The sequence below is a fragment of the Bordetella pseudohinzii genome, assembly GCF_000657795.2.
Classification (GTDB): Bacteria; Pseudomonadota; Gammaproteobacteria; order Burkholderiales; family Burkholderiaceae_B; genus Bordetella; species Bordetella pseudohinzii.
On record NZ_JHEP02000012.1, the window covers coordinates 107,213 to 123,711 of the forward strand.

At 68.1% G+C, this 16,499-nt stretch carries 19 protein-coding genes and 1 tRNA gene; 12 read left to right on the plus strand and 8 right to left on the minus strand.

The annotated features are described in order from the left end of the window. Nucleotides 1-6: 6 nt before the first annotated feature. Genes L540_RS15820 through L540_RS15840 form a run of 5 tightly spaced genes read left to right on the plus strand, consistent with a single transcriptional unit; the run spans nucleotide 7 to nucleotide 4,813 of the window. Nucleotides 7-1,212, plus strand: a complete 1,206-nt coding sequence (locus L540_RS15820) for an acyl-CoA dehydrogenase family protein (RefSeq protein ID WP_043213974.1) — start codon at nucleotides 7-9, stop codon at nucleotides 1,210-1,212. Beyond that, nucleotides 1,209-2,153, plus strand: coding sequence for an acyl-CoA dehydrogenase family protein (locus tag L540_RS15825; RefSeq protein ID WP_043213972.1), 945 nt, complete (start codon nucleotides 1,209-1,211; stop codon nucleotides 2,151-2,153). The genes L540_RS15820 and L540_RS15825 overlap by 4 nt, the downstream gene beginning before the upstream one ends. A gap of 4 nt (nucleotides 2,154-2,157) precedes the next feature. After that, nucleotides 2,158-2,922, plus strand: a complete 765-nt coding sequence (locus L540_RS15830; RefSeq protein WP_043213970.1) for an SDR family NAD(P)-dependent oxidoreductase — start codon at nucleotides 2,158-2,160, stop codon at nucleotides 2,920-2,922. Beyond that, nucleotides 2,922-4,085 carry an SDR family NAD(P)-dependent oxidoreductase gene (locus tag L540_RS15835; RefSeq protein WP_043213967.1) on the plus strand — a complete coding sequence of 388 codons (1,164 nt, stop codon included), beginning with the start codon at nucleotides 2,922-2,924 and terminating at the stop codon, nucleotides 4,083-4,085. The genes L540_RS15830 and L540_RS15835 overlap by 1 nt, the downstream gene beginning before the upstream one ends. Further along, entirely contained in the window at nucleotides 4,082-4,813 is a 732-nt protein-coding gene (locus L540_RS15840; RefSeq protein WP_043213964.1) for a carboxymuconolactone decarboxylase family protein, read from the plus strand. The genes L540_RS15835 and L540_RS15840 overlap by 4 nt, the downstream gene beginning before the upstream one ends. A gap of 4 nt (nucleotides 4,814-4,817) precedes the next feature. Here L540_RS15840 and L540_RS15845 read toward each other — a convergent pair whose 3' ends face one another. After that, the gene (locus L540_RS15845) at nucleotides 4,818-5,789 is read right to left on the minus strand and encodes a Bug family tripartite tricarboxylate transporter substrate binding protein (RefSeq protein WP_043213963.1); all 972 of its coding nucleotides are present in this window, start codon (nucleotides 5,787-5,789) and stop codon (nucleotides 4,818-4,820) included. Nucleotides 5,790-5,957: 168 nt separating this feature from the next. Between L540_RS15845 and L540_RS15850 the strand changes: the two genes are divergently transcribed. Together L540_RS15850 and L540_RS15855 are read left to right on the plus strand one after the other, a co-directional pair. Continuing rightward, nucleotides 5,958-6,944, plus strand: a complete 987-nt coding sequence (locus L540_RS15850; protein WP_043213961.1) for a Bug family tripartite tricarboxylate transporter substrate binding protein — start codon at nucleotides 5,958-5,960, stop codon at nucleotides 6,942-6,944. Nucleotides 6,945-6,982: 38 nt separating this feature from the next. Further along, a complete protein-coding gene (locus L540_RS15855; protein ID WP_043215455.1) occupies nucleotides 6,983-7,750 on the plus strand; it encodes an SDR family NAD(P)-dependent oxidoreductase in 768 nt (255 codons plus the stop codon). 58 nt (nucleotides 7,751-7,808) lie between these two features. On the opposite strand, the gene L540_RS15860 is transcribed toward L540_RS15855, so the two are convergent. Beyond that, nucleotides 7,809-8,558 (minus strand): IclR family transcriptional regulator, encoded by a 750-nt coding sequence (locus L540_RS15860; RefSeq protein WP_043213958.1) that lies wholly within the window; start codon nucleotides 8,556-8,558, stop codon nucleotides 7,809-7,811. An 83-nt stretch (nucleotides 8,559-8,641) separates the two neighbouring features. On the opposite strand from L540_RS15860, the gene L540_RS15865 reads away from it, so the two are divergent. From L540_RS15865 to L540_RS15875, 3 genes are read left to right on the plus strand one after another with little or no spacing between them, the layout of a single operon-like run. Further along, the gene (locus L540_RS15865; protein WP_043213956.1) at nucleotides 8,642-9,610 is read left to right on the plus strand and encodes a Bug family tripartite tricarboxylate transporter substrate binding protein; all 969 of its coding nucleotides are present in this window, start codon (nucleotides 8,642-8,644) and stop codon (nucleotides 9,608-9,610) included. A 44-nt stretch (nucleotides 9,611-9,654) separates the two neighbouring features. Then, nucleotides 9,655-10,338, plus strand: coding sequence for an RraA family protein (locus L540_RS15870; RefSeq protein ID WP_043213954.1), 684 nt, complete (start codon nucleotides 9,655-9,657; stop codon nucleotides 10,336-10,338). Further along, entirely contained in the window at nucleotides 10,335-11,267 is a 933-nt protein-coding gene (locus L540_RS15875) for an NAD(P)-dependent oxidoreductase (protein ID WP_043213951.1), read from the plus strand. The genes L540_RS15870 and L540_RS15875 overlap by 4 nt, the downstream gene beginning before the upstream one ends. Nucleotides 11,268-11,314: 47 nt before the next feature. Here L540_RS15875 and L540_RS15880 read toward each other — a convergent pair whose 3' ends face one another. From L540_RS15880 to L540_RS15895, 4 genes are all read right to left on the minus strand, one after another. After that, nucleotides 11,315-12,334 carry a Bug family tripartite tricarboxylate transporter substrate binding protein gene (locus L540_RS15880; RefSeq protein ID WP_082149661.1) on the minus strand — a complete coding sequence of 340 codons (1,020 nt, stop codon included), beginning with the start codon at nucleotides 12,332-12,334 and terminating at the stop codon, nucleotides 11,315-11,317. A gap of 64 nt (nucleotides 12,335-12,398) precedes the next feature. Next, entirely contained in the window at nucleotides 12,399-13,760 is a 1,362-nt protein-coding gene (locus tag L540_RS15885) for an acyclic terpene utilization AtuA family protein (RefSeq protein ID WP_043213949.1), read from the minus strand. Continuing rightward, nucleotides 13,757-14,116, minus strand: a complete 360-nt coding sequence (locus tag L540_RS22005; protein WP_043213946.1) for an AtuA-related protein — start codon at nucleotides 14,114-14,116, stop codon at nucleotides 13,757-13,759. Before L540_RS22005 ends, L540_RS15885 begins: the two co-directional genes overlap by 4 nt. 137 nt (nucleotides 14,117-14,253) lie before the next feature. After that, nucleotides 14,254-15,201 carry a LysR family transcriptional regulator gene (locus L540_RS15895; RefSeq protein WP_053073229.1) on the minus strand — a complete coding sequence of 316 codons (948 nt, stop codon included), beginning with the start codon at nucleotides 15,199-15,201 and terminating at the stop codon, nucleotides 14,254-14,256. 130 nt (nucleotides 15,202-15,331) lie between these two features. Between L540_RS15895 and L540_RS15900 the strand changes: the two genes are divergently transcribed. Further along, nucleotides 15,332-15,697: a helix-turn-helix domain-containing protein gene (locus L540_RS15900; protein WP_043213944.1), complete on the plus strand. Its 366-nt coding sequence runs from the start codon at nucleotides 15,332-15,334 to the stop codon at nucleotides 15,695-15,697. Then, nucleotides 15,694-15,843, plus strand: coding sequence for a hypothetical protein (locus L540_RS21795; RefSeq protein WP_156185333.1), 150 nt, complete (start codon nucleotides 15,694-15,696; stop codon nucleotides 15,841-15,843). Before L540_RS15900 ends, L540_RS21795 begins: the two co-directional genes overlap by 4 nt. 22 nt (nucleotides 15,844-15,865) lie before the next feature. Here the strand turns inward: L540_RS21795 and L540_RS15905 are convergent. Then, nucleotides 15,866-15,939, minus strand: a tRNA-Gly gene (locus L540_RS15905). A 94-nt stretch (nucleotides 15,940-16,033) separates the two neighbouring features. Continuing rightward, complete coding sequence (locus tag L540_RS15910) at nucleotides 16,034-16,414, minus strand: VOC family protein (RefSeq protein WP_043213940.1); 381 nt, start codon at nucleotides 16,412-16,414, stop codon at nucleotides 16,034-16,036. Nucleotides 16,415-16,499 lie beyond the last annotated feature (85 nt).

A 16,499-nucleotide genomic window follows, 5' to 3' on the forward strand; every position in this document is an offset into this window, starting at 1 on the left:
ACAAGCATGCACTTCGATCAACACGTGGCGGTCCCGGATCCGGCCGCCGGGCCCGAGGTCTACCGCCAGCACGCGCGCACCTGGCTGCGCGCCAACCTGCCCGACTTCATGCGCAGCGACAGTCAGGACTGGCGCGCTCCCGCCCTGGCCGAAAGCAGCGCCTGGGAGGCCGCCATGTACCAGGCCGGTCTGGCCGGCATGACCTGGCCCAAACAGTACGGCGGGCATGGCCTGTCGCTGCGCGAACACCTGGCCGTCAACAAGGAAGTCGGCGCGCTGCCCATGCCCGAGAGCGTCAGCTCGATCGGCAAGGAGCTGGCCGGCCCCATCATCATGGCGGTCGGCACCGAAGAACAGAAACAGGCCTTCCTGCCCAATATCCTGTCCATGAAGCAGTACTGGTGCCAGGGCTTCTCCGAGCCGGACGCCGGCTCCGATCTGGCCCGGCTGCGCACCAAGGCCGTGCAGGAAGGCGGCCAGTGGCGCATCAATGGCCAGAAAATCTGGACCAGCGGCGCGGCCAAGGCGCACTACTGCCTGCTGCTTACCCGCACCGGCACCGTGGCCGACAAGCATCGCGGCCTGTTGATGTTCGCCGTGCCCATGGACACCCCGGGCATCCGCGTGGTGCCCATCAAGTCCATCGACGGCAAGTCCTCGTTCGCCGAGGTGTTCTTCGACGATGTCGTCGTGCCCGACAGCGCGCGGCTGGGCGCCCCGGACGAAGGCTGGAGCGCCGCCATCCGCGTGCTGTCCATCGAACGGGCCACCAACCGCATGTACCGCCCCTGGCGCTTCGAATGCGAGCTGCGGCAGCTGATCGCGGCCTGCAAGTCCGACGGCCAGCTTGCCAGCGCCCTGGATGATGGCTATGTCCAGCGCCGCATCGGCGACCTGGTCGGCGAGATCGACGGCCTCAAGGGTCTGGTCGAACTGACCGTCGAGCGCATGATGCGCGGCGAATCCATCGGCGCGCGCGGCTCGCTCACCAAACTCTATTGGTCGGAGTGCCACCAGGCCTTCGCCGGGCTGGCCCTGTCGCTGCTGTCGCAGGCCGGCCCGCACTCCAGCCCGCTGGCGCGGCGCGCGCACGCGGCCTTCACCAATGCCTATCTGTTCGCGCGCGCCGAGACCATCTATGCGGGCACGACCGAAGTGCAGCTCGATGTCATCGCGCAGCGCATCATGAATCTTCCCAAGGATCTGACATGAGCAGCGAAGAACTGCGCCCCGAAGAGTTCGCGCAGGCCGCCTGCGCGGCCATCAGCGATGCACTGACGCGCCAGGACCGCCATGAAATGGCCGCGGTATTGGCCGAGGCCGGTTTGTTCGGCGTCATGGCGGCTGAAGACGACGGCGGCCTGGGCCTGGACCTGGCCTTCGCCCTGCCCATCGCCCATGCCGCCGGGCAGCTGCACCTGCCGCTGCCCCTGGCCGAACAGATCCTGCTGGCGCACGCCCTGCCGGGCACGCCGCAGGCGGCCGCCCTGGTCGCCGGCGAGCGGCTGGCCGGCATCGCCTGGCAAGGCGGCGTCCAGACCGGCCACGCCCGCCTGGACCACGGCCCGGCCGATTGGCTGCTGGTGGCCGACGGCGACGGCGCCGTCTTGCTCGATGTCACGGGCGCGCCGCGCCAGGAGCAGGTTGCGCTGGATCCCGAACATCCCCAGCAATGGCTGGCGCTGCAGGACGCCCCGGTGCTGGCCCGCCTGGACGCCGCCTCCTGGACGGCCTTCAAGCGCCGCGCCCACCTGCTGCTGGCCGAGTTCGCCAACGGCGCGGCCGAAGGCGCCCTGCAGGCCGCCGCCAGCTATATGGCCACCCGCGTGCAGTTCGGCCGCCCCTTGTCGGCCAAGCAGGCGGTGCGCCATTTGCTGGCGCGCATGCGGCTGCTGCAAGACGTCTCCAGCGCGGCCATCCGCCGCGCCATGCAGACCGACGAATACGGCGCGGCGCGCGACACGCGCCCTGCCCTGGCCGGCGCGCTGGGCAATGCCGCCTTCGTCATCGAAAAAGCCATTCACCTGCACGGCGGCATGGGTTTTACCTGGGAACTGCCCCTGCACCGCGCGCTGCGCGCCGTGCGCAAGCTGGACGCCGCCTTCGGCGGCCTGTCGCGCGATACGGGCCGCGCCTACATTCAATCGGTATAAGGACATGAGCATGCAACAAGACCTGGCCGGGCGCGTGGCGCTCGTCACCGGCGCCGGCGCCGGCATCGGCCGCGCCACGGCCAGCCAGCTGGCCGCGCGCGGCGCCATCGTCGGCGTCAACGACCTGAAGGAAGAACTGGTCGATGCGGCGGTCGCGGGCATCATCGCCGAAGGCGGCAAAGCCTTCCCCGTCACGCAAAACGTCTCGACCCGCGAAGGCATCGCCGAGGCCGTGCAGCGCGCCGCCGAACATGGCGGGCGCTTCGACATCCTGGTCAACAACGCGGCCTGGGTGCGTTACCAGAGCGTGCCCGACATCCAGCCCGAGACCATGGACCGCATGCTGGATATCGGCTTCAAGGCCGTGGTCTGGGGCATCCAGGCCGCCGCCGCCACGATGGACCCCGAGCGCGGCGGCGCCATCGTCAACGTCGCCTCCACCGCCGCCCTGAAATCCGCCCCCAACTCCATCGTGTATTCCGGCATCAAGGCCGGCATCCTGGGCATCACCCGCGCGGCGGCGGCCGAACTCGGCGCGCGCAACATCCGCGTCAACGCCGTCTGCCCGTCCGCCGTTCCTACCGAGGGCACGCAGCGCAACCGCAACGCCGAGCGCGATGCGCGCCGCGTGGCCAGCACGCCCTTGGGCCGGCTGGGCACGGTGCAGGACATCGCCAGCGGCATCGTCTTCCTCGCCAGCGACGAAGCGCGTTTCATCACCGCGCAAGGCCTGGTGGTGGACGGCGGCATTACCTTCACCACGCTGTGATGGAGACGGTCCTCCTGACCGGCGCGGCCAGCGGCATCGGCCGCGCCACGGCGCGCCAGCTGGCGCTGGGTGGCCGGCGCTGCGTCCTGGTGGACCGCAATGCCGAAGCCTTGCGGTCCCTGGCCGACGCGCTGGGCGGCGCGCACCTCACCCGCGTGGCCGACCTCACCGACCCGGCGCAGATCGCGGCGCTGGCCGAGGGCCTGCCGCCGCTGCATGCGCTCATCAACAACGCCGGCATGACCGATGACAGCAACCCGCCGGTCATCGGTCAGGATCCGGCGGGCTGGCGGCGCCTGCTCGACCTGAACCTGCGCGCTCCGGCCCGCCTGCCGCTGGCCCTGCGCGAGCGCCTGGTCCCCGGCGCGCGCATCATCAACGTGGCCTCCGGCGCCGGCCTGCGCGCCATCCCCTGGCGCGGCGCCTACAGTCCCAGCAAGGCCGGGCTGATCGCGCAGACCCGGGCCATGGCGCGCGAGTTCCCGGCCTGGCGTTTTACGGTTCTCTGCCCGGGCTTTGTGCGCACCGAACTGGTCGCCGCGCTCATCCAGGCCGGCCGCCTGGATCCGGCGCGCGCCGTGGCCAAGATCCCCCTGGGCCGGTTGGGCGAACCGCAGGAGATCGCCTGCGCCCTGGCCTTCCTGGCGAGCGCCGAGTCGGCCTCGCTCAAGGCCGATCTGCTGGCCGTCGATGGCGGCTCTTCCGTCTTCGGCGGCAGCCAGGCCTATCCGCCCTGCGCGCACGCGCCCATGGCTTACGACACGCCGCTGGCGCTGCGGGTGCAAGGGCCTTGGGACGGCCCGCTGCAAACCGCCGCCCAGGGCTATCCGGCGCTGCTGGACACCCAGGTGCTGGCCAGCCCGCCGGGGCGGCGGCTCGACGCCATCGTGCAGGCGGCGCGGCAAGCCGCGCTCGACGGGCCCGGCAGCCTGACCCTGTTGCTGCCGCGTGACCCGGACGAAAGCTGGGAAGGCGCGGGCGAACGCGCCGCGGCGCGCATGCTGATCTCCACGCTGGCCTGTGAATGGGGCCCCAAGGCGGCCCGCATCAATGCCGTCGAAGTCCCGCCCGGCGCCGACCTCGCCGCCAGCCTGCCGCTGCTGCGCTTCGTGGCCGGCGCGCAGGCGCAATACCTGACCGGACAGACCCTGGGCAGCCCATGACCGATCCCGACACCATCAAAGCCTGTTTCATCGCCGCGCGCGGCTACTGGCGCCCCTGGAATGAGGCGCTGCTGCGCGCCAACCCGGCCTTCCTGTCGCACTACGCGGCCTATGCCGGCCACCCGGCGCGCACCGGACCGCTGTCGGCGCGCATGGTGGAACTGATCTACGTCGCGCTCGACGCCTCCGCCACCCATCTCTACGAACCGGGCCTGACCACGCATATGCGGCTGGCGCGGCAGGCCGGCGCCAGCGAAGCCGACCTGTTCGATGTGCTGCACCGGGTCACGCTGCAAGGCCTGAGCTCGGTGTTCCAGGCGGCCGACCTGCTGCACGAAGCCGCGCCGCTGCCAGCGCTGGAGGCGGACGATCCGCTGCGCGCGCGCATCGCGGCAAGCTGCCCCGAACACGCGGCCAGCCTGCTGCGCCTGGCCGCCGCCGATCCGGGCTATGTTGCCGTGCTGCTGGATTTTCTGGCCCATGGCAAACCCGAAGGCGGGCTGGCCGCCGACGAGCGCGTGTTGATCGATCTGGCCCTGCATGCCTGCTTCACGCACGCCGACATGGCCGCCGCGCGCGCGCTGATCGCGCGAGGCCTGGCACTGGGCATCGCGCGCCCCGCGTTGCTACAGGCCATGCAGCTGGGGGCCCATCTGGCGGTGCACGGCGCGGCGCTGGGCGCCACCGTGCATGCGCGCGAGACGGCGCCCTCCGAGCGCCAGGCATAGACGCTTACCGAGGCGGCCTGCCGCCCTCGCGCGCGGCGGCCTCGAAAGACTGGGCCAGGTCCATGAGCTCGCGCTTGTAGTCGTCCAGGCTGCCGGTGTAGTCGTCCAGATAGAGATCGCGGCGCGCCTTTTGCATGGCCGCCGAGGCGGCCGCCTGCCGCACGGCGGCGGCCAGCCGTTGCCGCGCCGGTTCGGCGATGCCGGCGCGCACGGCCACGCTATAGCTGCTGTGGAACACCATGTCCGGCACCCCCTGCTCGGCAAACGTCTTCACGCCGGGAAGATGGCTCGCGCTGCCGGGCCGGCCCGTATAGGCCAGCACCTTCACATGGGGATTGTCCTTCACGCTCTGGGTCGTGCCCAGGGTGGTGAAGTAGGCGTCGATCTGGCCGCCGAGAATCGCGGCCAGGCCCTCCGCGCCGCCCTTGAAGGGGATGGCGCGATACGCGACGCCCAGGCCCGAGGCCAGGCGCGCGGCCAGGGTGGAGTAGGTGCCCACGCCCAGGTCGGCCGTGCCGATATCGATCTCCCGGTTCGCGTGCTTGATGTCGGCCAGCCGCGTCCAGCCCCGGTCGGCCGGCACGATGAAGGCATAGCTGCTCTGGCCCAGCGGGGCCAGGATCTCGAAATCCGAGAACGCATAGCCCGCGCTGGGCGTCATGATTTTCGCGCTGTAGAAACCCTCGGCATGGACCAGCAGCGTGTAGCCGTCGGCGGGCCGGCTCTTGACGGCCTGGATGCCGATGGCCGAGCCCGCGCCGGGCCGGTTCTCCACCACCACGGGCTGCCCCAGGACCTTGCCCAGCGCCTGGGCGAAAGCGCGCGAAATCGCGTCCGTCGCCGCGCCCGGAGGATAGGGCACCACCAGGCGCAGGGGTTTGTCCGGGTAGTCCGCGCGCGCGCCGGCGGCCATGGCGAACAGGGTGCAGAAGGCCGCGCTGCCAAGCAGCAGACGGCGACGGATGGCAAGGCTCATGGATAGCTCTTTTGGCGGTTGTCCCCGCCAAAAGTGTATCGATCGCCGCGCCGCCGATTCCCCCTGCGGCGCGCAGTTCTGATCTGCGGTTTCAGCTATAGGCAATTCAACTGAGCTACCTAGAATTTAGGGGATTCATATAACGCAAAAAGATTCGGAGACGCTGCAATGACCCCTTCCCTTCTCACACGGCGCGCCGTGCTGCTGGGCAGCTTGCTGATGAGCCTGGGCGCCCATGCCTGGGCCGCCGAGGACAGCTGGCCGCAGCGCCCGATCCGCATGGTGGTCGCCGGCTCGCCCGGCGCCGGCGGCGACATCTTCGCCCGCCTGATTTCCGCCCCGCTGGCCAAGGCGCTCAAGCAGCCCGTGGTCGTGGAGACCAAGCCCGGCGCCAATGGCATGATCGCCGCCGAGACGGTCGTGCGCTCGGCCAACGATGGCTACACGCTGCTGTTCGCGCCCTCGTCGACCATCCTGCTCAACCCGGTCGTGCTGCCCGCCATCCCCTATGACACCGACAAGGACCTGCTGCCCGTGGCCCAGGTCGGCGCGGCCGGCATCCTGCTCATCGCCAACCCGGGCACTGGCTTCAAGAACCTGGCCGACATGGTGGCCTACGCCAAGGCCCATCCCGGCAAGCTGGCCTATGGCTCCTGGGGCACGGGCTCGTCAGGCCACCTGGCCATGGAAGGCATCAAAGCGCATTACGGCCTGGACATGCCCCATGTGCCGTACAAACAGCTGGTCACCGAAAGCACCGACCTGATCGCCAACAACATCAGCGTCGGCTTCATGGACATCGCCTCGCCCATTCCCCATATGCGCAGCGGCAAACTGGTCGCGCTCGGCCAGACCGGCTCGCGCCGCTGGCCGGCCTCCATGGACGTGCCCACCCTGGCCGAGCAAGGCTATACGTTCGAGGCCGATGGCTGGTACGGCGTCTTCGCGCCGGCCGGCACACCGCCCGAAATCATCAAACGCCTCAACGCCGAGATCTACCGCGCGCAGCACGACCCCGAGGTGCAGGAAAAAATCGAAGGCCAGAACATGATCGTCCCGCCCAATGCCTCGCCCGCGGAATTCAGCGCGTCGATCAAACGCGACGCCGCCATCTGGCAAGACCTGGCCAAGCTCGCCGACCTGAAGAACAAGTGAGTCCGAAGGGGCTCGCTCAAGAGGCAACACGCATGGATATGCTTTCCGCTTTTTCCGACCAGGCCCTGCAAGGGCGCGTGGCCGTGGTCACCGGCGCGACCGGCGGCATCGGCCTGGCCATCTGCCAGCAGCTGCGCGCCATGGGCGCGGCGGTCGTGCAGGCCGACATCAACGCCGACGACGGCGGCACGGACGGCTTGATGAAGGTGCGCTGCGACATCGCCGACCCTGACTCGGTGGCGCGCATGGCCGATCAGGTCCGCTCGCGCCTGGGCCGTTGCGACGTCCTGGTCAACAACGCGGCCGTCAGCACCGCGCCGACCCCGCTGGAAACCTTCCCGCTCGATCTCTGGGACCAGCTCTTGCGGGTCAACCTGCGCGGCGCCCTGCTGTGCGCGCAGGCGTTTTTCCCGCTGATGCGCGACCAGCAGGCGGGCAGCATCGTCAACGTGGCCTCGATCTCCGCCCAGGCGCCCACTCGCGTCGGCGCCTACGGCACCGCCAAGAGCGCCCTGCAGGCCCTGACCCGCCAGATGGCCGTCGAATGGGGCCCGCGCGGCATCCGCGCCAACGCCATCAGCCCCGGCATGATCCGCACTCCGCTATCCGAAAGACACTACAGCGGCGACGCCGTGCTGCAAAAACGCATCGCCAGCATCCCCGCGCGGCGCATCGGCCTGCCCGCCGACATCGCGGGCGCCGTGGCCTTTCTCGCCAGCGATGCCTCGCGCTATGTCAACGGCCAGGACATCGTCGTCGATGGCGGCTTTCTCAAAGCCTCGCTGACCAATCTTTACGGCGTTTGATCCGCCGCCCCGGGGCGCGGCCGCCCGCCGGGCCTTGCGCTCCCGGGCCCAAGCGCCCTCAGCCCGACGGCCCTTGCCGCACGCCCATCAGCGAGCGCGACAAGCGGCTGGCCGCGGCGAGGACGGGCTCCTTCAGTTCGAGCAGCACGCTCTCGTTCAGGCGCGAGATGGGTCCTGAAATACAAATCGCGCCCTGCAGCGTCCAGTTGATGCCATAGACCGGCGCCGAAATGCTGGACACCTCGGCGTCGCGCTCGCCCAGCGACAGCATATAGCCGGCGCGACGCACCGATTCATAAGGCTCGCCCGGTTCTCCCGAAAACGCCAGCAGCACGCGGCCCGGGCTGCCCAGTTCCAGCGGCAAGGCCGCACCGACACGCACATGGTGTCGGATGGACTTCGGGCCTTCGACCCGCGCCATGCAAATGCGCTGCTTGCCCTCGCGCACATAGAAGGTGGCGCTTTCGCCTGTCGCCGCCGACAGTTCGCGCAGGACGGGCTGGACCACTTCCACGATATTGAACGTGGCCTGGTAGCAGGCGCCCAGCCAGCCCGCGGCGCGCGCCAGGCGCCAACTGCCGTCGGGCCGCTGCGCCAGGTAGTCGTCCATGGCCAGCGTGCGCGCCAGACGCAATACGGTGGAGCGATGGCAGCCCGTGCGCCGGCTCAATTCGGCCAGCGTCAGATGCGTGTCCTCCACGCCAAAGGCTTCGAGGATGCGCATCGCGCGCCGCACGGCCACCACGCCCTCCCCACCCTGCGCATCGGCGGAATCGGGGCCTATCTCATCGTTCGTCATACGCAACATGTTTCACTGTACGAACTTGTATTGTATTAGATGGAACATAGCCAGACAATGCGCGGATCAAAAACCAACATCGGAGACAAAACATGAAGCCGTTCGCGCGCTTGCTGTCGGGACTGGCCTTGGCGGGCATGAGCAGCCTGGCCGCCGCCCAGGGCTATCCCGATAAACCCATCCGGCTGATCGTGCCCTTCCCGCCCGGCGGCGGCACCGACGTGCTCGCCCGGGAGGCGGCGATCAAGGTGGCCGGCAACACCGGCTGGAACATCGTCACGGAAAACCGTCCCGGGTCGGGCGGCAACATCGGCGTGGACGCGGTGGCCAAGTCGGCGCCGGACGGCTACTCCCTGGTGCTGGGCCAGACCAGCAATCTGGCCATCAACCCGACCCTGTACGCCAAGCTGCCCTACGACCCGGAAAAGGATCTCGCCGCCATCGGCCTGGTGGCCGACGCGCCGCTGGTGATCGTGGTGCCGGCCAACTCGCCCTTCAAGACCTTCGACGAGATGATCGCGGCGGCCAAGGCCAAGCCGGGAGCCCTGAATTTCGCCAGCTCAGGCAACGGCACGGTGGCCCACCTGGCCGCGGTGCAATTGCAGAACGCGGCGGGCATCCAGCTCACGCACATCCCGTACAAGGGCGCGGCGCAAGCCTCCAATGACCTGATCGGCGGCCAGATCGACATGTATCTGTCGTCGGTGCCCACGCTCATCGGCCATGTGCGCAACGGCAAGATGCGGGCCCTGGCGGTGACTTCGGCGCAGCGCGTGCCGGACATGCCCGAGGTTCCCACGATCGCCGAGCGCGGCTTTCCGGGCTTCGAGGCGGTGACCTGGTTCGGCCTGGCGGCGCCCGCCGGCACCCCGAAAGACGTCGTGCAGCGCCTGAACACCGAGTTCAACAAAGCGCTCCAGGCCCAGGACCTGCGCGCCAAATACCAGGAACAAGGCGCGCGCGTGCTGACCAGCACCCCCGATGCCTTTGCCAAGCTCATCCACGACGACCGCCTCCGCTGGGGCAAGATCGTCAAGGACTCGGGCGCGAAGGTCGAGTGATCCCGGCCTGCTCTCCTGATTCTCATCTGTTAATTGGAATTTTCATGGCCACCCAGGACATCATCAAGGACTTCCCGCGCGTCAACGCGGACATCGTGCGCCGCGCCGCGGCGTTGCAGCCGGCTATCCTGGCCGACGTGGCGGGCCGCCGCGGCGCGCTGAGCGGCCGCATCCGCCCCCTGCATCCCGGCATGAAGCTGGCCGGCGCCGCGCTGACCGTCGAAGTCCGCCCCGGCGACAACCTCATGATCCATGCCGCGATCTCGCTGGCCCGCCCGGGCGACGTGCTGGTCATCGACGGCAAGGGCGACCTCAGCTCGGCGCTGATGGGCACCATCATGATGACCGCCTGCCGCAAACTGGGCATCGCCGGCGTGGTGATGGACGGCGCGGCGCGCGACGCGACCGAGATCATCGACATGGGCTATCCGGTCTTCGCCGCGGGCACCAATCCCAACGGCCCCACCAAGAACGTGCCCGGCCGCATCGGCCATCCCGTGTCGGTCGGCGGCGTGACCGTCCACCCCGGCGACTTCGTCATTGGCGACGCCGATGGCGTCGTGGTGGTCGAGCGCGAGAAAATCGCCGACCTGCTGCCTGCCGCCGAGAAGAAAGTGCGCGACGAAGCCGCGCGCATCGCCGCGATCCAGACCGGCGACACCGAGGCCAAATGGCTGCTGGCCGCCCTGCGCACCGCCGGCGTCCTGAAAGAAGGAGAGTCGCTGTGAGCCAGTCCGTCATCCTCGTGACCGCGGCCGACCTGGCCCCGGAAGCGGCCGCCCTGCTGCGGGATTTCAAACTGGTGTTCGCCGGCAAGACGCCCAGCGAAGCAGACATCGTGTCCTTGTGCCGCGAACACAACCCGGTCGCCATCATCGTGCGCTACAGCAAGGTAGGCGCCGCCGCCATGGACGCGGCGCCCGCGCTGCGCGTGATCTCCAAGCATGGCAGCGGCACCGACACCATCGACAAGGCCGCCGCCGCCCAGCGCGGCGTGCAAGTGGTGGCCGCGGCCGGCGCGAACGCCGCCGCCGTGGCCGAACATGCCCTGGCGCTGCTGCTGGCCTGCGCCAAATCGGTCGTGAGCCTGGATGCGCGCATGCGCGCGGGACATTGGGACAAATCGACCCACAAGAGCCTGGAACTGGACGGCAAGACCATTGGCCTGGTGGGCCTGGGCGCCATCGGCCGGCGCATGGCCGCCATGGCGCAGGGCCTGAACATGCGCGTGATCGGCTTTGATCCCTACGCCAAGGACCTGCCTGGCGATATCGAAAGCGGGCCGCTTGAAGCCATCTGGCGCGAAGCCGATGTGATATCGCTGCACTGCCCCCTGACCGACGAAAACCGCGGCATGGTCAATGCGGCAAACCTGGCGCGGTGCAAACCCGGCGTGATCCTCGTCAACACCGCGCGCGGCGGCCTGATCGACGAAAACGCGCTGCTGCAGGCGGTGCGGTCCGGCCAGGTCGGCGCCGCCGGCCTGGACAGCTTCGCCGTCGAACCCATGACGGCCGGCCACCCCTTCCACGAAGAAGCCCGCATCCTGCTCAGCCCGCACATCGGCGGCGTGACCCGCGAGGCCTACGTCAACATGGGCGTGGCCGCGGCGCGCAATGCGCTGGACGTGCTGGCCCGCGCGGCCGCCTCCGCCTGAGGGACCGCGCCATGCCGCCTGGATGACACAAGGGTTTGCGGCGGCCGCTATTCGGCCTTGGCGTTGATGGCCTTGACGATCTCGGCCTGCCGGACGGTCTCGGTCTTGATGTAGTCGCCCAGCTGTTGCGCCGTGCCGCCTTCCACCGTAATGCCGCTGGCCTCCAGCCGCGTCTTCACTTGCGGATCGGCCAGCACCTGGTTGGCGACGGCGTTCAGTTTGTCGATGATGGGCTGGGCGACGCCGGCGGAGGTCAGCAAGGCAAAGCAGGTATCGCTGACCAGCTCCGGCATGCCCAGCTCCGTGGTGCTGGGCACCTGCGGCAGCACCGGCGAGCGCGTCGTGGACATCACCGCCAAACCCTTGACGCGGCCCTCCTTGACGTAAGGGACCATCATGATCACCAGCGGCAGCATCGAGTCCAGCTGGCCCGACAGCAGATCCGTGGTCGCCGTGCCGGGCGTCGTGTAGGGCACGTGCACCAGCTTGGCCCCGGCCTCTTGCTGGATCATCGCCCCGGCGATGTGCCACGAACTGCCCGTGCCGGTCGAGCCATAGGTCAGGCCGTTAGGCCGGCGCTTCGACAGCGCGATGTAGTCCTTCAGATTCTGCACCGGCAGGTCTTTGTTGACCGCGAGGATGTTGGGCACGCAGCCCACCTTGGTAATGGGCGAGAAATCCTTCCGCGAATCGAAGCCGGGCGCTTTGTACAGCGCCATATTGGTGGCCAGGGGGCCCGTCCAGCTCAACACGATGGTGTAGCCATCGGCCTCGGCCCGCGCCGCCTCGGCCATGCCGATATTGCCGCCCGCGCCCGGCCGGTTGAACACGGCGACAGGCTGGCCCAGGCGTTTCGACATTTCATCGGCCAGCAGTCGCGCGGTCGGATCCGACGAACCACCGGGTCCGGCGGGCACGATCATGCGCAATGGCTTGGCGGGCCACTCGCCGGCCGCCGCGCCGGCCGGCCCCGCCGCCAAGGCCAGCGCGGCGGTCAGGCCGGCGGATACGGCCCGGCCGGCAAGGACGCGAACGCCTGTGCCGCGGCCGATGGCGTTTTGCTTCATGGTGTTGTCTCCTGGAGTGGGTTATGTGTCCCAATGGATCATGAAAAGGCCGCGCCCGGGCCGGCTAGGGATGCGTATGCACGCTCAGCTGGAATGGCACCCGGTGGCGCGGCACCAGCGCCGAATTCAAGCCCACCACGGCGCGCACTCTCGAACCTGGCGAAGTCGTGGCCCACTTGCCGGTGCCGTATGCGCCGTTGACGGCCAGGGGATCGACTTCCTGGCGCAGCTTCTCCGCCTCGGCGCGCGTGTCGGTGCGGATGGCGATGCGCAAGACCACCTCGTATGGCTCGCCGCGCGCCGGCGGCGTGGACTCGCGATGCACCGCGTTCAGGCCCACGTAGTCCATGCGCATCTCCCTGGGCGCCAGGCCGACTTTGCGAAAGCGCTGGCGCAGGATGTCCTGGGTCAGCTCGGCGCGGGCCAGCGCGCCCGGGCCGGCGAACAACACCATTTCTTCGGTCATATAGCCTTCGTCCAACCCGATCAAGGCCTTCAGGGTGTCGGTGCGGGGCCGGCCGGCCTGGTCGATCAGCACCTCCACGCGGTCCGGGCCCGCTTGCCGGAAGGCGACGCGGGTCAGGTCGGCAATGCAGTCCGGGCACAGATAGCTGGCCGGATCCTGCACTTCGTAGATCAGCTGCTCCTTGCAGGTGGCTTCCGACACCAGGCCGCCCGTGCCGGGCAGCTTGGTGATGAAGGCCGTGGTCTGCGTCACTTCGGCGATCGGCGCGCCGACATTGGCCAGATCAGGCACCTCCTTGTAGCCGGGGTCGGCGAAATACCCTCCCGTGACCTGGGTGCCGCATTCCATCAGATGGCCGATGATCATGCCGCGCGCCATGGCATGGCAGTCGTCGAACGACCAGCCGAACTCATGGGCCAGCGGCCCCAGGTAGACACAGCCATCGGCCACCCTTGTCGTGATGACGACATCGGCGCCCTGCGCCAGGGCCTGCGCGATACCCTCGGCGCCCAGATAGGTCTCGGCCGACAGAATCCGCTCGCGCGCCTCGGCGATGGGCCTGCCCGTCTCCTTGAAATCCAGGCCCATGTCGGCAATCGCCTCATGAAGCACGCCGCCGGACACCGCCACGATCTTCAGGTCCTCGATGCCCAGCTCTGCGGCCAATTGCGTCAGGCGCTGCGCGGCCGCGGCCGGATCGAGCCAACCCGCATTGGTGACGATGCGTATGCCCTGGCGCTTGCAGTCGCGCAGAATGGGGCGCATGCGCTCGACCAGGTAGGGGTCGTACGGCACCATGGCGGCATTGTCCATGCGCGCGACCTGCGCGGCGCTCATGGTGACTTCTGACATCGAATCGAAGCACAGATAGTCCAATTGGCCACGCGCCACCAGGTCCGGCGCGTGATCGAAGCGGTCGCGCGCCCACGCGGCGCCGCATCCCAGCCTGATGGTCTTCATGCGGCCTCCGCCATCGAACGGGAGCGCTCGGGGGTATCGTCGGGCACCGCCAGCGGCAGGCTCAACATCAGCGAGGCCAGGGCCTTGCCCGACTCCTCGAAGGCCAGCGTCCGCGAGCGTCCGCCGTCCAGCACATTCTCCAGCACGAAATTCAACGCCCCGATGGCGGGCAATTCATAGCGCTGGATGGCTCCCTTGGTGATGGGCCCGTAAAGACGGCCGACCGCCTCGACCGTGACCTGTTCGCGGATCAGCGGAAACAGCGCGGCATCGTAGGCGATGACCGACACATTGGAATCGTTGCCCTTCTCTCCGGACCGGGAATGCGCCAATTCGCGCAATGCGACGGTTTTCATGAAACGTCCCTGTTGCAGAGCCCTGGCAGACTCGCGCCCCCCCCGGGCCGCGATGCCGGCCTGCCAGAACAGGGACTATCCTACGGAGAGACCATATATTAGTTAAATCAAATCTTGTTTAAGAATAATAAGATTTTCTAATAATTTGCCCGTGGGCCGGCAGCGGGTTTATCGCGCAAGGACCGCAATGTTTTCTCCGCCTTCAGCATGGCCATGAACGCCTGCGCCGACGGCGACAGCGTCTTGTTCTTGAGCCGCACGATGCTCAAGCGCCGGTCCATCCCCTTGATATCCACCGGCCGCGTGCGCAGGCGGCGGTCCACCGCGAGATCAAAGCCGCTTTCCGGCAGCAAGGCCACCCCCAGCCCGGCCTGCACCATGCCAATGGCCGTGGTGTTGTACGAGGCCTGGCAGGTCGCCATGGCGATCCGCCCCTGGGCCGCGAACGCCGTGTCGACGATACGCCGCACCGTGCTGCCGGGCGCCATCAATATCAGGTCATGCCGCGAAAGCTCATCGATATCCACGACCTTCGCCTCTTGCACCGGATGGCCCTCCAGATACAGCAGGCTGATGGTTTCGTGCAGCAAAGGGTGGATGGACAAATTGGCCGAAGGGTTGGGCACATCGGTGATGCCGAAATCGATCTCGCCGCGCATCACCATGCCCACCACCTGATCGCCCAAGCCGTCGCTGACCATGAAGGACACCCCGGGATAATCGCGGCGAAAACGGGCGATGCGGCCAGGCAGATACTGCATGGCCACCGACGGCAGGCAGCCCAGCCGGACCGTGCCCGTGCGCTTATGCCGGATATCCTGCGTCGCGCCCACCACATCATCGAGCTGCTGCACCATCCCCGACAGCACCGGCACCAACTCGACGCCGATATCCGTCAAACGCAATTGGCGCGTCGTGCGCTCAAAAAGCTTCAGGCCCAGCGCCTCCTCCAGCAAGCGGATCTGCTGCGTAATCGCCGGCTGAGTGCGGTGCAGCACCTCGGCCGCGCGCGTAAAACTGCCAAAACGGCTGACGGCCAGAAAGGCTCGCAGCTGCAAGAGCGAAATATTGAGTGAAGCGCCCATCACAGCCCCCGCAAAATGAAATACGGCACAGCGTACCCCAAGCGCCGCAGTTGGTGATCGGACAGGACGAGAACCACTATTTTTAGTCTATTATGGACAATAATTATTTTATTTGTCCATAATAGCGAACATGCCGAGCAAGCCGCCTATTGTGTTTCCCCAGGAACAGCGCCTGCTCTCCGCACTTGGAGAGCGGCTGCGCCTTGCCCGCAAGCGACGCAAGCTGAGCAATGCCGTCGTGGCACAACGCGCGGGCATCTCAAGAACGACTTTGTACAAAGTGGAGGCCGGCGATCCGGGCGCTACGTTGGGATCCTATGTCCGCGTCATGGCCGTGCTCGGGCTTGAGGGCGACCTCAACCAACTTGGCGCCGACGACAGGATAGGCCGGAAATTACAGGACTTGGAGCTCGAGCCCGCTCCCAAGCGCCGCACGGCTGCGCGAGCCAAGCCGGTCAAATCCCCGCCAGCCTCGGACACTGAGGAATCCACATGAGCGCACAAGACAACCACCTGGAAGTCTGGCTCGACGACGAATTCGGTCCTGCGCGCCCCGTCGGCACGCTCGCCCATGGCCGGAGGCTGCCCGTCGGATGCGTATTAGCCGTGCAGATATTGTCACCTGGGTTGGCTTCCCAGTGACATGATGGGGGCAAAGCGATATTGGAGCGGGTGATGGGAATCGAACCCACGCTTGAGGCTTGGGAAGCCGCCGTTCTACCATTGAACTACACCCGCCTCGGGGAGGCTGGCGCTGGGCGCCGGCAGGGCCGGTGTCAGCGCAGGCGCGAATTATAGCTCGCCTTTGGCCGCATGGGGCCGCGGCCGCGGCCTAGTCGGCGCGTTCGGAAATCTCGATGAGATTCAGGTCGGGATCGCGCAGGTAGATGGAGCGCAAGGGATGGACGGCGCCGGTGCGGCGCACCGGGCCTTCGACGATGGCCGCGCCCTTTGCCTTTAGGCGGGCGATCACGTCATCTAGCGGGATGGCGGCGATAAAGCACAGGTCCAGCGCGCCCGGGACGGGCAGGTGGGCCTTGGGTTCGAATTCGCCGCCCTTGATATGCAGGTTGATTTTCTGGTTGCCGAACCGGAAGGCTTTGCGGCCCTGGCCGAAGGTCTCCAGCGTCATGCCCAGCAGGCCGGCGTAGAAGTCCACGCAGGCGGCCTCGTCGGTGGTGGTGAGGACGAGATGGTCCAGATGGTCGATCATGATGGGCGCCCCGGGTTGCTTGCGGCCATGGTAACGCGCCCGCGGTCGGCGGCAGGAGCCGGGCGCCCGGCGGACATGCGACCCT

Coding starts and splice junctions, on each gene's coding strand:
- L540_RS15865 (WP_043213956.1), top strand. CDS start 8,642: ATGAAGCCGTTCGCGCGCTTGCTGTCGGGACTGGCCTTGGCGGGCATG.
- L540_RS21795 (WP_156185333.1), top strand. CDS start 15,694: ATGAGCGCACAAGACAACCACCTGGAAGTCTGGCTCGACGACGAATTC.
- L540_RS15855 (WP_043215455.1), top strand. CDS start 6,983: ATGCTTTCCGCTTTTTCCGACCAGGCCCTGCAAGGGCGCGTGGCCGTG.
- L540_RS15820 (WP_043213974.1), top strand. CDS start 7: ATGCACTTCGATCAACACGTGGCGGTCCCGGATCCGGCCGCCGGGCCC.
- L540_RS15850 (WP_043213961.1), top strand. CDS start 5,958: ATGACCCCTTCCCTTCTCACACGGCGCGCCGTGCTGCTGGGCAGCTTG.
- L540_RS15830 (WP_043213970.1), top strand. CDS start 2,158: ATGAGCATGCAACAAGACCTGGCCGGGCGCGTGGCGCTCGTCACCGGC.
- L540_RS15900 (WP_043213944.1), top strand. CDS start 15,332: ATGCCGAGCAAGCCGCCTATTGTGTTTCCCCAGGAACAGCGCCTGCTC.
- L540_RS22005 (WP_043213946.1), bottom strand. CDS start 14,116: ATGAAAACCGTCGCATTGCGCGAATTGGCGCATTCCCGGTCCGGAGAG.
- L540_RS15860 (WP_043213958.1), bottom strand. CDS start 8,558: ATGTTGCGTATGACGAACGATGAGATAGGCCCCGATTCCGCCGATGCG.
- L540_RS15835 (WP_043213967.1), top strand. CDS start 2,922: ATGGAGACGGTCCTCCTGACCGGCGCGGCCAGCGGCATCGGCCGCGCC.
- L540_RS15880 (WP_082149661.1), bottom strand. CDS start 12,334: ATGAAGCAAAACGCCATCGGCCGCGGCACAGGCGTTCGCGTCCTTGCC.
- L540_RS15895 (WP_053073229.1), bottom strand. CDS start 15,201: ATGGGCGCTTCACTCAATATTTCGCTCTTGCAGCTGCGAGCCTTTCTG.
- L540_RS15910 (WP_043213940.1), bottom strand. CDS start 16,414: ATGATCGACCATCTGGACCATCTCGTCCTCACCACCACCGACGAGGCC.
- L540_RS15825 (WP_043213972.1), top strand. CDS start 1,209: ATGAGCAGCGAAGAACTGCGCCCCGAAGAGTTCGCGCAGGCCGCCTGC.
- L540_RS15845 (WP_043213963.1), bottom strand. CDS start 5,789: ATGAGCCTTGCCATCCGTCGCCGTCTGCTGCTTGGCAGCGCGGCCTTC.
- L540_RS15840 (WP_043213964.1), top strand. CDS start 4,082: ATGACCGATCCCGACACCATCAAAGCCTGTTTCATCGCCGCGCGCGGC.
- L540_RS15885 (WP_043213949.1), bottom strand. CDS start 13,760: ATGAAGACCATCAGGCTGGGATGCGGCGCCGCGTGGGCGCGCGACCGC.
- L540_RS15870 (WP_043213954.1), top strand. CDS start 9,655: ATGGCCACCCAGGACATCATCAAGGACTTCCCGCGCGTCAACGCGGAC.